This window comes from Prevotella sp. (assembly GCF_036570325.1).
Lineage (GTDB): Bacteria > Bacteroidota > Bacteroidia > Bacteroidales > Bacteroidaceae > Prevotella.
Genome location: NZ_DATCYK010000043.1, coordinates 1 through 15,018, shown reverse-complemented (window position 1 = coordinate 15,018; position 15,018 = coordinate 1). Strand labels below are relative to the sequence as shown.

At 52.4% G+C, this 15,018-nt stretch carries 12 protein-coding genes; all 12 read left to right on the top strand.

Annotated elements, in window-relative coordinates; all coding sequences use genetic code 11:
* Positions 1 to 229: 229 nt before the first annotated feature.
* The 12 genes from VIR50_RS03335 to VIR50_RS03280 all read left to right on the top strand — a co-directional run bounded on the left by VIR50_RS03335 (position 230) and on the right by VIR50_RS03280 (position 14,970).
* Entirely contained in the window at positions 230 to 1,222 is a 993-nt protein-coding gene (locus VIR50_RS03335; RefSeq protein ID WP_331933723.1) for a DUF4249 domain-containing protein, read from the top strand.
* Positions 1,219 to 2,136: a hypothetical protein gene (locus VIR50_RS03330; protein WP_331933722.1), complete on the top strand. Its 918-nt coding sequence runs from the start codon at positions 1,219 to 1,221 to the stop codon at positions 2,134 to 2,136. Before VIR50_RS03335 ends, VIR50_RS03330 begins: the two co-directional genes overlap by 4 nt.
* Positions 2,137 to 2,146: 10 nt before the next feature.
* On the top strand, positions 2,147 to 2,956 hold the full coding sequence (locus tag VIR50_RS03325) for a FecR family protein (RefSeq protein WP_331933721.1): 810 nt from the start codon (positions 2,147 to 2,149) through the stop codon (positions 2,954 to 2,956).
* 252 nt (positions 2,957 to 3,208) lie between these two features.
* Positions 3,209 to 3,664, top strand: coding sequence for an RNA polymerase sigma-70 factor (locus VIR50_RS03320; protein ID WP_331933720.1), 456 nt, complete (start codon positions 3,209 to 3,211; stop codon positions 3,662 to 3,664).
* Between the two features lie 205 nt (positions 3,665 to 3,869).
* Positions 3,870 to 6,335 carry a DUF3943 domain-containing protein gene (locus VIR50_RS03315; RefSeq protein WP_331933719.1) on the top strand — a complete coding sequence of 822 codons (2,466 nt, stop codon included), beginning with the start codon at positions 3,870 to 3,872 and terminating at the stop codon, positions 6,333 to 6,335.
* Between the two features lie 219 nt (positions 6,336 to 6,554).
* Positions 6,555 to 7,730, top strand: a complete 1,176-nt coding sequence (locus VIR50_RS03310; RefSeq protein ID WP_331933718.1) for a class I SAM-dependent methyltransferase — start codon at positions 6,555 to 6,557, stop codon at positions 7,728 to 7,730.
* 83 nt (positions 7,731 to 7,813) lie between these two features.
* Positions 7,814 to 8,788, top strand: coding sequence for a tRNA dihydrouridine synthase DusB (gene dusB / locus VIR50_RS03305; RefSeq protein WP_331933717.1), 975 nt, complete (start codon positions 7,814 to 7,816; stop codon positions 8,786 to 8,788).
* Between the two features lie 54 nt (positions 8,789 to 8,842).
* Positions 8,843 to 9,328, top strand: a complete 486-nt coding sequence (locus tag VIR50_RS03300) for a ferritin (RefSeq protein ID WP_331933716.1) — start codon at positions 8,843 to 8,845, stop codon at positions 9,326 to 9,328.
* A 171-nt stretch (positions 9,329 to 9,499) separates the two neighbouring features.
* On the top strand, positions 9,500 to 10,645 hold the full coding sequence (locus tag VIR50_RS03295; protein ID WP_331933715.1) for an N-acetyltransferase: 1,146 nt from the start codon (positions 9,500 to 9,502) through the stop codon (positions 10,643 to 10,645).
* 136 nt (positions 10,646 to 10,781) lie between these two features.
* Positions 10,782 to 12,653, top strand: a complete 1,872-nt coding sequence (locus VIR50_RS03290; RefSeq protein WP_331933724.1) for a DNA topoisomerase IV subunit B — start codon at positions 10,782 to 10,784, stop codon at positions 12,651 to 12,653.
* Positions 12,654 to 12,877: 224 nt separating this feature from the next.
* Entirely contained in the window at positions 12,878 to 13,237 is a 360-nt protein-coding gene (locus tag VIR50_RS03285) for a four helix bundle protein (RefSeq protein ID WP_331933714.1), read from the top strand.
* A 221-nt stretch (positions 13,238 to 13,458) separates the two neighbouring features.
* Entirely contained in the window at positions 13,459 to 14,970 is a 1,512-nt protein-coding gene (locus VIR50_RS03280) for a S41 family peptidase (RefSeq protein WP_331933713.1), read from the top strand.
* The last annotated feature ends 48 nt before the right edge of the window (positions 14,971 to 15,018 follow it).

Sequence of the window (15,018 nt, the reverse complement as noted above, 5' to 3'; positions counted from 1 at the left end):
GTAAAAAGGGAAAGGGAAAAGTAAAAAGGTAAAAGAGTAAAAGGGTAAAAAAGTAAAAAATACAAAAGCATAAAAGTAAAAGGGTAAAAAGGGAAAGGGAAAAGTAAAAAGGTAAAAGAGTAAAAGGGTAAAAAAGGAACCTTTATTTTTACTTTATATGCTATTGATAATGAGAGGAAAAGCATATAATGACGCGAAGAACAATATATAATGACGCAACAAAAGAAATATGATGATGAAACAAAAAACATACTATATTTACGCTCTGCGCAGCTTGATGGTCGTGGCAGTGGCGGCCTTGGTGCTCACGTCGTGTCGTGACCATTTCAATGTGGATACACTGCATTACGCTACCAAGCTGGTGGTCTACTGCACCCCGACGGCCGGCGATACGACCCTCATACGGGTGACGAGCAGCCTTCCCGTGGGCGCCAAGCGCAACAATCCGCCCGTGAACGACGCCACGATAGAATATCTTATCAACGACCGCCCGCAACCCGTCGAGAATTTGGGCGGCGGCACCTACCGTGTCATCGCCCGTCAGACGGCCGGCGACGAAATCAGCCTTGGCGTGCGGGCCGAGGGTTTTGCGCCCGTCAGCTCGTCAACCACCATCCCTACCGGTGTTAGCGTGGGCCATATCGAGTGCGAACCCATCCGTATTTACGACAGCTACGACCAAGAAACACGCCCCGAACTCCAAATACGGGCCACATTTACCGACCCTGCTGACAGCCACGACTACTATGCCGTGAGGATCATCAACCTGCAACGGAAAGTCGAGAACCGCTGGCATGGCGCCGATTGGGGCTACTATGACGAGGTGGAACTTGACGTGTACGACCATCCCGAGGTACATTTGGATAGCGAACCCGTGCTCCGCAGGCTCACGACCGTCGACTATGACTTCGGTTTCGACGACACTCCTTATCAGCACATGCTTCTTTTCGACGATCAACTCATCAACGGGCAAACTTATACCTTGCGGCTCAACCTGCCTACCTACGCCGATCCCATGAAGTATGCCGTGGAGCTTTTCCACGTCACTCCTGAATACTTCCGCTTCCTAAGGTCGATAAGCGACGCCGATAACAACGACATGGCCCGGGTGGGACTGGCCGTCATATCGCCTACTTACAGCAATGTGAAGGGAGGCATAGGCTACGTGGGCGGCTACAATCGCCAAGTAACATCATGGATTAAAAACGAGAAAGACCAATGAGACATACCATTTTGCTTTTACTGATGGGCTTGTCGGTGCTCTTCACGGCCTGCAATGGCGGTGACGACCCCGAGCCCTTACCCGATGACTCGCAGAAGGAGAGCCGGTCAGTGACCGACGTGCGCTTGGTGATAGTCGATAAAGACGACCATAATATCACCGAGGATAAGCCCATTACCGTCGTCAGTCGTGAGACGGGAACGCCCCTTACGTTCGCTTACGAAACCTTCCGCGACCGGCGTTGCATCCGTTTCACGCCCCATTGGGGTGAGGTTGAGGTCACCGTGGGCGACCATAAGATTTATGTAAGTCCCCATCTGCAGGTAGAAACTAACGGCTATCGCCTGCTCTACACCCATCAGTATCGTTTCAACGGCATATTCACGGGCGATTCCGTGGCCACCTTCGTGAATCTTGAGGGCATGCTCCTATTGCGCGATTATGCGCCCGAATTGAAGTTCAGGCTCACCATTCCCCGGGTGCGCACGGCCTCCATTCCCAAGGATAACCCTTGTGCCATGGCCGTGGACTACGCTTTTCATCCTGATGCGAGCCAAATGGCACGCACCCGATTCATCGGGATGGACGTGAAACCTATCGACGCCGACTATAGCCAAGTGACGCTCCTGATGGGTGCCACGCTGCTGACGGGGGCCGATGGTTACAACAATCTCAACATCAAGCGACCGGTATTTAAGTTCGACAGTCGGCTCTTTGACTTCTACGACCACCATTTGGAGGTGGCGGTGGAGTACAATGTCTCGAGCGGCTACGACATAGGCATGCCCCGCTTTCAGATTTATTCCATCGACGTATGGCCCATGCTGCGCTATAACAACTCACGCTTGGAGGTGTCGCAGGTGGTGCGTGACGACAATGTGATAGACCTACTCATCGACTTACCCAAACCTTAATCCTCACGACATGAAAGAAAATACCGATAAAGAACTCGATTTCGTATTGCGTCATTACGACGAACGCCGGTTCGATGGGCGTCAAGCCTACGAGCGTTTTGCCCGGAGCCATCGTCCCGATCTGTCCCGTCTGCGGTGGCACTTGTGGGCCGTGGCCGCGTCGCTGGTGGTTTTGTTGGCCTCGGGTGCCTATTGGTGGTTCGCCCTGCGGCTCACTACGCTGACGGCCCATGGTGGTGTGACGACCTACTTGTTGGCCGATGGCACGAAAGTTGTGCTGTCGCCGGGGTCCACGGTGTCGTGGAAAGGCACTTACCGGCGGCATTTGCAGTTGGCCGGCCGGGCTTATTTCGAGGTAATCCACGACAGTAGTAAACCCTTCAGCGTAAGCAATGCGTACTCGCGTGTGACCGATCTTGGCACCCGTTTCATGGTGGCCGAGGAGCAGGGGCTTACCCGTGTGCTCGTCAGCGAGGGCTCTGTGGCTTTCGGCGCGGCGGCGAAGCGTCAGGTGGTGCGGCTTGGTGCGGGCATGGAAGCCGTGCTCTTTAATGGCGCCTCATGGCCCCGTAAGCTCGAGAAAGCCCACCCCAACGTCATGAGTTGGGCCACCCGCCGCTTCCATTTCGACCATACCCCGTTGTCCGAAGTGCTCTCCGACCTCGAACATCATTACGGCGTGAGGCTGCGGGCCGACCGCCTTGATAAGTCATTATCGGGCGATTTCAATGCCGATTCGCTGACAACACTGCTGCCGGTGATAGAAAAGGCGCTGGGAGTAAGATTGGTTGAGGAGGTGGGGGCGGCAGAGCCGCGATGACAAGGTGTAAGGTTGAGGGGATGAATGGTTTGCTTTTACTCTTTACGGGCGGCTCTGCCGCCGGTTGGGTAGCGCCCCTCGGACGGGTCGGACTAGTCAGACTGGTCCGACCCGTCCGACAAACCAGCGGGCCATTGGCCCGCTCTAAACCTTATATTTTCTTAAAAGGTAGCCATTCATCCCCCCAACTCCCCAACCCATTAACCCTTTGAAAGCGAATAATTCTTTATCTTTGCGCCATCAATCGTTTTTATGCAACCTGATATAAAAGAATTGTTCGAGCTTTATTATCGCCAACTTTGTTTGTATGCCCTGCATTATGTGGGTACTAACGAGGTTGCGGAAGACATTGTGCAAGAGTGCTTTGTCACCTTGTGGCAGAAGCAGCCGGACTATCCCAAAGCCTTTCTTTATACGTCGGTGCGCAACCGTTGTGTTGATTATCTGCGCCACGCACGGTTGCCCATGGCCGATGTGGCGGCCCATGACTTGGAAAACATTATCAGCGATGATGAGGCCCGGAAGCGCTCGGAGACCGAAGCCCGCCTATGGAAGGCCATCGATCGGCTGCCCGAACGTCAGCGGCAGGTGCTCCTGATGAGCAAACGGGACGGCATGAGGTATCGGGAAATAGCGCAAGAGCTCGGTATTTCGGAGCGCACCGTGGAACATCAGGTGAGCGCAGCCATGAAAAAGTTGAGGGGATAGGGCGGCAGAGCCGAGAGGATAGGGTGTAAAGTTGAGGGGATGATAGGGCCGATGGCCCTATTTTTATCGGACGGGTCCGACCAGTCTGACTAGTCTGACTGGTCCGATAATTCACTCTTTATAGTCAGAAAAGCCCCCTTTTAGAGAAAACCTTTCTATGTACCGAGATTTTTCAGTACTTTTGTGAGTGGAAAAATCTCGCGTCATGATTTTTAATAAGCAACGATATTTATTAGCGGCGGCACTGCTGGCATGGGGTGCTCCCATGGCGTTGGGGCAGTCGACGTCGGCTCCCCGTCCCGTCAACGTGGCCGTAGGCGTGGGCCATCGCAACGCCGACTCTACGCTGACACGCACCCTGAACCTTGGAATCATCGCCAATACAGACACCTTGCGGGGCGTCAACATCGGCCTGATAGGCGCCGGCACACACCAACTGATGAGAGGTTGGCAGGGCGCCATGCTGATAAATACGGTCAATCGCATGAAAGGCGTACAGACATCCATGCTCACCAACCTGAGCCGAAGGCCCCTTGAGGGCGTGCAGTTGGCCGGTGTGACGAATATATCGATGGGCGTCAGGCGAGGCGTTCAGCTGTCGGCGCTGGCCAATGTCAGTGCGGGATACATGCGAGGCTTGCAAATGGCGGCCTACAACTTCACCGAACACCTGAACGGATGGCAGGTGGGAATCTTCAATGTGGCCATGCGCCATCCCCGAGGGTGGCAGGTGGGCGTGGTGAATGTCACCCGTGACACCGTGGCCCATAAGCTGGGATTGGTAAATATCAACCCCAATACACGCATCGACTTCATGACCTATGTGGGCAACACGTCGAAATTCAATTTTGCCGTGCGCTTTAGAAACCGTAGCGGCTACAGTATCTTGGGCGTGGGAACGCACTATATGGGGCTCGATAAGAAGTTCTCGGGCGCGCTGTCCTACCGTGTAGGCCGTTATTTCAGCCTATCGCCGCGCTGGACGGTCAGCGGTGACGTGGGCTATTACCACGTGGAGACGTTCAAGGAGCACAGCGCCACGGCTCCGCAGCGCCTTTATTCGCTTCAAGCACACTTGAATTTAGACTATCAAATCAACCCCACGATAGGCGCTTTCGTGTCGACCGGCTACGGCGATACCCGCCATTACGGTGGTGGCGACTACCGTCACGGTTTCTTGTTGCAGGGCGGTCTGACCTTTGCCTATCGCAATCGGCTGGGTCACCGTGGTGCCGGCTTGCGGAACGAGCAGCCCTTGCGTCGCGACACTATGGGCATGGGCAACCTCTATCGCTATGATGATGGCGAGTACCTGCGCCCCCATCCTTGGCAGGCAGCCCTGCAGACGACGGCCATTAACCTGCTTGTACACGGCTTCGACCGCTTTGCGCTGAAGGAAGACTACGCCAAGGTGACCCCAAAAAGCATTGCCCGCAATTGGCGTCACGGCTTCGTGTGGGACAATGATCAGTTTTCCACCAACCTCTTTGCCCACCCTTACCACGGCAATCTGTATTTCAACAGTGCCCGAAGTCGCGGTCTGGGCTTTTGGCAGAGCGCTCCCTACGCCTTGGGAGGCAGTCTGATGTGGGAAATGTTGGGCGAGACGGAGCCGCCGGCCATCAACGACTTGATGGCCACCACGGTGGGAGGAATCTGTATCGGTGAGATAGCGCATCGGGTGTCGGCCTTGTTGCTCAACGACCGTAGCCGAGGATGGAACCGCCTATGGCGTGAGGTGGGCGCCACGGTCATCAACCCCATGCAGGGCGTCGTCCGTTTGATGAACGGCGACGCTTGGCGGGTGAGACAGCGGGATTATCTGTACCATGACTACGATAGGCTACCCATCGATTTCTCCATGACCCTTGGCGCCCGCTATCTGGCCGACAACGGCGGGCTCTTCCGGGGTGAGAGCAATCCTTATCTGTCTTTTTTCTTGGAATATGGTGACGTGTTTGACAGCCAAACCAACCGCCCCTACGATTACTTTACGGCCAATGTAACCTTCGGCCTCTCGGCCAATCAGCCGCTGGTCAACGGCGTCCATCTGCTCGGAAGGCTGTGGGGCCGCTATTTTGAGCCCAAGAACGGTTATCAGATGGAGTTCGGACTGTTCCAGCATTTCAATTATTACGACTCCAAACCCGTGAAAGACGGCACGTCGCTCACGCCCTATCGCATCAGCGAGGCAGCCTCTTTCGGTCCCGGAATCATCTATCGGTTTCCTCAAGTGGCCAATGTGTCACGGTTGGAACAGCGTATTTTCCTCGACGCAATCCTATTGGGAGGTACCAAGAGCGACTATTACAACATCATAGACCGCGACTACAACATGGGTTCGGGCTACAGTGTGAAGATGAACACGCTGATGGAATTTCCCCGCATGGGGCGTTTCGTGCTCAATTTCGACTATTACCGTATCTTCACTTGGAAGGGATATGAGCATAGGGACTTGTCGACAGTCAATCCGATTTACCTCAATGTGCAGGGCGATCATGGCAATGCCGAGCTGTTGGTGGTCAATCCGGCGTTGGTTTTCAACCTTCGTCGGGGATGGGGGATGGAGTTTGGCGGAGCCTTTTTCGCACGCCACACCCGTTATCGCCACCATGTCGACGTGAAGGCCCGCACCTTTGAGCTGAAAATGGGATTGGTTTATCACATCTGAAAAGCCGCCCTCTCGCCGCTGAACCATCGGTCCGCTCTTCAGGATTTTAGCCTTTGGGCGTGAAAAAATAGACATCCAACCCTTATAATCAGCCGGAAAAGCCTTATATTTGCCCCATCGGATAGAGCGGATATAGTATATAAACAAGTGTTAAATATACGTTTAAAGGTGGTAGACGACCACCTTTAAACGGGAAATTAACAATTAAGAGCCTATCCAATGAGTATGACGACGCAGGAATTTATACAGAAATACCGCAATGACGACGTGCGAAAGTTGGCATTCATGCACGACAAGTATGCTGATGTAGACATGCCCTTTGCCCTCGAACAGATAAAAGGATGGCAGACGGCACGCCATAAATTGCCGTCATGGGCCGCCACGGAGGGTGTGATATATCCGCCGCAGCTGTCGATGGAGCAGTGCTCGAGTGAGCAGACGGCCCTATTGAAGGCCGACATCGTGAGGAATAGCTGCCCAAGACGGCGCCTGATGATAGACCTCACGGGCGGTTTCGGCGTTGATTTTTCGTTTATGGCCCGCCATTTTGAGCAGGCCGTGTACGTGGAACGGCAGGAAGGACTGTGTGCCATAGCCCGTCACAACTTTCAAACGAAGGGCTTGGAGCAGGCCACGGTGGAGCATGCCGACAGCGAGGAATACCTGCGCAGGGCACCTAAGGCCGACCTTATATTCATGGATCCGGCCCGCCGTGACAGCAAAGGTGGACGTACGTTTGCCATAGCCGACTGCACCCCCGACGTGACGGCGCTACTTCCGTTGCTCTTGGAGAAAGCCGACAGGCTGCTGGTGAAGCTGTCGCCCATGCTCGATTGGCACAAGGCCGTGAAGGACATGGGGCAGGTGAGCGACGTGTATGTCGTGGCCGTGGGTGGCGAATGCAAGGAGTTGTTGCTTCAAGTGGTGCCCGGATGGGCCGAAAACCCTCGGATTCACTGCATCGAGGACGGCATGGAATGGGCCGTGGAGCCACCACAAGCGATGAAAGCACTGCCCGTGGTGGAGCCTCTTGTGGGCCATTACCTCTATGTGCCCGGCGCGGCGGCGATGAAAGTAGGGTGCTTTGATGCGATGGAACAAACTTTCGGCATGCGTCAGTTGGCTCCTAACAGCCACTTATTTCTTTCATCCGAGCTTATAGAAGGCTTCCCGGGACGGCGTTTCAGGCTCACGGCCGTGTCGTCGTTTAATAAAAAAGAGTTGCGCGAACGACTGTCGGGCCTTACGAAAGCCAATGTGGCGGTGCGTAATTTCCCTATGACGGCCGAGGCGCTGCGGCAAAAACTGAAACTCAAAGACGGTGGCGAGAGCTATCTTTTCGGCACCACCGATGACCGAGGAGCCCACCTGCTGCTCATCGGGGAGAAGCTATAGCACAGAAAGACATGCGCCGAGGGTCAACTTGAACGGACAAGCCATGGCCCGTTTCGGAAAAAATAAGTAACTTTGTCGGCAGTATGAAGATAGGAAATATAGAATTTGGACCCCGTCCTTTGTTCCTTGCCCCGATGGAAGACGTAACCGATATAGGCTTCCGAATGCTCTGTAAGCGTTTCGGCGCGGCCATGGTATATACCGAGTTCGTATCGGCCGAGGCGCTGGTGAGGAACATTCAGGCCACGGTCAACAAGCTGACCATCAGTGACGAGGAGCGTCCGGTGGGCATACAGATATATGGTCGCACGGTGGAAGACATGGTTGAGGCCGCCAAGATAGTGGAGCAGGCCCGCCCCGATGTCATCGATTTGAACTTCGGTTGCCCCGTGAAGAAGGTTGCCGGCAAAGGCGCGGGGTCAGGAATGTTGAAGAACATCCCGCTCATGCTCGACATAACACGTGAGGTAGTGAAAGCAGTCAACGTGCCGGTGACGGTGAAGACCCGTTTGGGTTGGGACCATGAGAACCTTATCATCACTACCTTGGCCGAGCAGTTGCAAGACTGTGGCATTCAAGCCCTGACCATTCACGGCCGTACCCGCAGCCAAATGTACACGGGGGAGGCCGATTGGAGCCTTATCGGTGAGGTGAAGAACAACCCCCGTATTCATATTCCCATCATCGGCAATGGCGACATCACGTCGGGCGAGGAAGCCCGGTTGGCCTTTGAGCGCTACGGTGTGGACGCCGTGATGGTGGGCAGGGCCACGTTTGGTCGCCCTTGGATATTCAAGGAAATGACCGATGCGACGGCTGATGCGTTGACAACCGACGAGAAGATAGACGTGTTGGAGGAGCAGCTCCGCATCAATGTGGCCCGCATAGACGAGTATCGAGGCATATTGCACACCCGTCGTCACTTGGCCGCCAGCCCCGTTTTCAAGGGCATACCCGACTTCCGTCAGACTCGTATAGCCATGCTCCGGGCCACGACCGTGGAGGAATTGATGGCTATCTTGGAGCAGACAAGGGAGTTGCTGCGCCGATTATCCTAAGTAAGAATCATGCCGCAAGAGCTTTTCTTGCAAAACCCTTTAAACCCAAAGATTATGAATATCAATCAAACAATGCAGGACGCGTTTAACGCGCAAATCAATCAGGAATTGTATTCCTCGAACCTTTATCTCCAAATGGCTTTCTGGTTCCGCAAAGAAGGATGGAAAGGCTTCGCCAGTTGGATGGCCAAGCAGAGCGACGAAGAGAAGCAGCACGCTATGGATATGGCCAATTTCGTACTCAACCGTGGCGGTGAGGTGAAGTTGGAAGCGCTGGCAGCGGTGCCCACGGAGTGGTCAAGCCCGAAGGAAGTGTTCGAGGCTACGATGGAGCATGAGCAGCTTATCTCTTCTCTGATCGACCAATTGGCCGAGGTAGCCGATGAGCAGAAGGACCGTGCCGCTGCCAACTTCTGTGGCAAGTACGTGGATGAGCAGGTGGAGGAAGAACGCAGCGTGCGTGACATCCTGAACCTTTTCCGTCATCGTGACGGCAATACCGTGGCCAATATCGACGATATTCTCGGTACAAGACCTTAATGGAAACCGGTGGGGTCGGTAGGACTGACACCACGGGTAAAGCGATACAGACAAGCCGGCAATGGGAAAGCATTGTCGGCTTGTTGGCTTTATTATTGCTAAAAAGTGGCTTATTTTTGGCTTTCTGCTTGAAAATGAGTATATTTGCACGTTTAATAAAACATACAAAAGATGTCTCTTGTGAAAATTAAAAAGGTGGAGAGCCGGAATGATCTCAAAACATTCATCGACTTTCACTATGACTTATATGAGGGCAACGCGTACGATGTGCCCAATCTTTTCAGCGATGAGATGAACACGCTGAGCCGCGACAAGAACGCCGCTTTCGACTTTTGCGAGGCCGAATACTACTTGGCTTACAAGGAAGGCAGGCTTGTGGGCCGTGTGGCGGCCATCATTAATCATAAAGCCAACGAGCGATGGGGCCGTAAGTCGGTACGCTTCGGGTGGATAGATTTCGTGGACGACCGTGAAGTCTCGGCCGCCTTGCTCAAAGCTGTTGAGGACTATGGCCGGCAGAAGGGCATGAACGAGATCGTGGGACCGCTGGGATTCACCGACATGGACCCCGAGGGCATGCTCACATGGGGCTTCGATGAGCTGGGAACCATGCCTACAATCTACAATTATCCCTACTATCCTGAGCACGTGGAGGCCATGGAAGGGTATGACGTAGATAATAAATACGTGGAGTATAAGATAATGGTGCCCAAGGAAATGCCCGAGCGTTATGCCAAGTTGGCCGACATGATACAGAAGCGTTACAACCTTCGTGTAAGGAAACTGACGAAGAAGGACATCTTCGAGGGTGGCTACGGAAAGCGTATCTTTAAGCTCATCAATGATACTTACAAGGACCTTTACGGTTATAGTGAGCTGACGGATAGGCAGGTAAACCAGTACATCGACATGTATTTTAAAATGCTTGACTTGGATCTGATTACCGTTATCGAGGACGCCGGGGCCGATAACAAGTTAGCCGGAATAGGCGTTACCATGCCTTCACTCTCAAAAGCGTTGCAGAAATGTAAGCGTGGCAGGCTGTTTCCTTTCGGCTGGTGGCACGTGTTGAGGGCGCTCAAATTCCGTCAGACCGAGGGCACTGACTTGTTGCTGGTGGGCTTCCTGCCCGAATATAGGGCCAAAGGAGCCAACGTGTTGTTGTTCTATGACCTGATTCCCCGCTACAACGCGCATGGCATAAAGTGGGGAGAATCGCAGGTGGAAATGGAGAGCAACGCCCATGTGCAGAGCCAGTGGGAAGCCTTCGACACCCATTTGCACAAACGGCGCAAGTGCTACAAGAAATTTATTTAGAATCAATCGTTCGCTCGCTAAAAGAAAAATGCAGGAAAAGAAAGTAGAAGAAAAACTGACAAACAATAGTTCGGTAGCAGCCGAACAACCCGTTACACCCGAATATACCGACGATAATATCCGACACCTTTCGGACATGGAGCACGTGCGTACACGTCCCGGAATGTATATCGGACGCTTGGGCGATGGCTCATTGCCCGAGGATGGCGTCTATGTTTTACTGAAAGAGGTTATCGACAACTCCATCGACGAGTTCAAGATGAAGGCCGGTGACCGCATAGAAATAGACTTTACAGACCATCTGAAGGTCAGCGTGCGCGACTATGGACGTGGCATTCCGCAGGGTAAACTCGTTGAGGCTGTGAGCGTGCTCAATACCGGTGGCAAGTACGACTCAAAGGCTTTCAAGAAGAGTGTGGGCCTGAACGGGGTGGGTGTAAAGGCTGTCAACGCCCTGAGCGCTCATTTTGAAGTGAAGTCTTTTCGTGAGGGTAAGGTGCGACATCTTACCTTTGAGAAGGGTAATCTGCAATCGGATGTGACCGAAGCCTCGGCCGATGAGAACGGAACCTATATTTATTTTGAACCCGACGCTACGTTATTCAAGAACTATTTATTCCACGATGATATTGTGGAAACAATGCTTCGCAACTATACTTACCTGAATAGTGGTCTGACCATCATGCACAATGGGCGCCGCATCAGGAGCCGTAATGGTTTGGAAGACTTGCTTTCGGACAATATGACCAACGACGGTCTTTATCCCATCGTCCACATGCAGGGCGATGATATAGAGATAGCTTTCACCCATACGAACCAGTATGGCGAGGAATACCACAGCTTTGTAAACGGTCAGCACACCACGCAGGGTGGCACACATCAAAGCGCTTTCAAGGAACATATCGCCAAAACGATAAAGGAATTCTACGGAAAATACGAGTATGGCGACATCCGTAACGGTCTCGTAGCGGCCATAGCCATCAACGTGGAAGAGCCTGTATTCGAGAGCCAGACCAAGATTAAGCTCGGTTCTACGCAGATGGCGCCCGACGGAGAGAGTATCAACAAGTACGTGGGTGACTTCATCAAGCAGAATGTTGACAACTATCTGCATATCCACACGGATGTGGCGGAAGTGTTGGAAAATAAAATCAAGGAGACCGAACGTGAGCGTAAGGCCATGGCCGGCGTCACAAAATTGGCGCGTGAGCGGGCAAAGAAGGCCAATCTTCATAACCGCAAGCTGCGCGACTGTCGCATTCATTTCTGCGACGCAAAGAACGATCGCAAGGAAGAAAGCTCCATATTCATCACCGAGGGCGACTCTGCCAGCGGCAGTATCACCAAGAGTCGTGACGTCAACACGCAGGCCGTGTTCTCGTTGCGAGGCAAACCGCTTAATTGTTTTGGGCTGACGAAGAAGGTGGTGTACGAGAATGAGGAGTTCAACCTGCTGCAGGCGGCGCTCGACATTGAGGATGGACTAGATACCTTGCGCTATAACAAGGTGATAGTGGCTACCGACGCCGACGTGGATGGTATGCACATACGCCTGCTGATCATCACTTTTTTCCTGCAATTCTTCCCCGAACTCATCAAGAAAGGCCATGTCTACGTATTGCAGACGCCCCTTTTCCGAGTGCGTAACAAGCGTACCAAAATCAAGAATAAGCAGGTTATAGCCGACGCCGATGAGCGAATGGGCAAGAAAGAGAAGAAGAGTGACTTCGTGACCCGCTATTGCTACACCGACGACGAACGCCAACAAGCCATCCGTGAGCTGGGCCCCGATCCGGAGATAACCCGCTTTAAAGGACTTGGAGAGATAAGTCCGGAGGAGTTTGGTCATTTCATTGGCCCTGATATTCGCTTGGAGCAAGTTACCCTCCACAAGACCGATCAGGTGCAGAAACTGCTCGAGTACTACATGGGTAAGAACACCATGGAGCGTCAAAACTTCATCATTGACAACCTCGTGATAGAAGAAGACATACCGGAAGAGGGGTAAAGGGTGAAAAAGTAAAAAGGTAAAAGAGTAAAAAAGTAAATCATATAAGGTTACAAAAGTAACAAATATAAAACTATAAAGGTCACTAATATAAAGCTATAAAAGTAGGCTGTATTAGGGTGAAAAAGTAAGTGGAAGTAGGTAAGGAGAAAGTTTCCGCAAAGTCAGAGCGGTGCTTTTGAACAAGATATTGATTCTAAAAGATTGACTAAAGTATTGTAAGAATGAGTGAGAGCGTTGTCTATCAGTTGGCAAAAAAGTTGGCCATACGAATCATTCGCTTGAATGAATATCTTGTAAACGAGCGTAACGAGTACGTGATGTCACGTCAAATATGTAAAAGTGGCACGAGTATTGGGGCCAATTTAGCTGAAAGTAAGTTTGCGCAAAGCCCGTTAGATTACAAAAGCAAGCTGAAAATAGCCATCAAGGAAGCCAACGAAACACTCTATTGGCTTGACCTTCTCTACGATACAGCGTATATCCCACAGAATTTGTACGCCTCCATGAGCAATGACGTTCGTACCATCATAGGAACATTAGTTAATATTATCAACAAATTAGAGAAAGAGAATCACCAATGAAATCAAGAAATCAACAAACCATAAGCCCCCAAAGAAATAGCCTTACACGGCTTACAAATAAGTTATTCACATCGCCGTTGCGCTCCGTCCTTTCACTTTTACATTCTCTATCTCCTTTACCTTTTTACCCTTTTACCTTTTTCCCTTTCAAGGGTTTACCCCTTCTTCGTCCCGTCTTTTTACTCTTTTCCCTTTTTACTTTCTTACCTTTCCAAGCTCAAGTGATAGATTTGGGCAAAGACAACAACCCTGCGCGCAAGTTGCAGATAGCCGAAATGGCCATCAAGGGACTGTATGTGGATAAGGTAGATGAGCAAAAATTGGTGGAAGATGGCATTCGTGGCATGCTCGAGAAGCTCGATCCCCATTCTTCTTACTCCACAGCGAAGGAAACAAAGGCCATGAATGAGCCGCTGCAAGGGTCGTTTGACGGTATCGGCGTGCAGTTTAACATGGTTCAGGACACGCTGCTCGTGATTCAACCCGTGCTCAAAGGCCCGTCGGAAAAGGTGGGTATATTGGCTGGCGACCGCATTGTGAGCGTCAACGACACGGCCATTGCGGGAGTGAAAATGGCCCGCGAGGAAATCGTGAAACGCCTTCGCGGCCCACGGGGAACGAAGGTGAAGTTGACCATCGTGCGCCGGGGAATCAAGGACAAGCTCGTTTTCACCGTCACACGCGACAAGATTCCCGTGAAGACCATCGACGCTTATTACATCATCAAGCCCCAAGTGGGCTACATACGTATCGGCAGTTTCGGCGCCACCACGTATGATGAGTTCATGGCTGCGGTGAAAATATTGAAGAAACAAGGCATGAACGACCTCATTCTCGACCTGCAGGAAAACGGTGGCGGCTACCTTATCGCTGCCGTGCGTATCGCCAATGAGTTCCTATTACAAAATGATTTGATTGTTTACACGCAAGGTCTGCGCACCGAACGGCAGGAATATAAGGCCGACGGTACGGGCCGATTGCTCGATGGAAAGGTCGTTGTGCTGGTGAATGAATACTCGGCTTCGGCCGCCGAAATCGTAACGGGAGCCATTCAAGACCACGACCGTGGCAAGGTGGTAGGCCGCCGTTCGTTCGGCAAAGGGCTCGTACAGCGCCCCATAGAGTTTAGCGACGGCAGCATGATTCGCCTTACCATCGCCCATTACTACACGCCTTCGGGTCGCTGCATACAGAAGCCTTATAAGAAAGGAGACAACCTTGATTACGCCATGGATATAGAGAATCGCTTCCGCCATGGTGAGCTTTACAGCGCCGACAGCATACATTTTGCCGACTCGTTGAAGTACAAAACGCTGCGCGAAAATCGTACCGTATATGGCGGCGGAGGCATTATGCCCGACTATTTCGTGCCCCTCGATACGACGGTAACTACCCGTTTCCATCGTATGTTGATGGCCCGGAGCTTCATTATCAATGCCAATCTCACTTACGTTGACACCCATCGCAAGGAGCTGAAGCAACGTTACGCCACGTTTGAGGCCTTCGACAAAGGTTTTGAAATGCCCCAACGGGTTATCGATGGTATCGTGGCCGAGGCAGCGAAGCAAAACATCAAGCCCAAGGATGAGGCCGAGCTAAAGGCTACCATGCCCGGTCTGCGCCTGCAACTGAAGGCCCTCGTGGCCCGTGATTTGTGGGACATGAGCGAGTATTTCCAAGTTATCAATACGCAGAGTGCCATTGTCAAAAAGGCCTTGACGCTGTTCCCATAAGCCCCTATGGGGCATAACGCACGGCGGGCCTGCTCCTCTTTGGAGCAG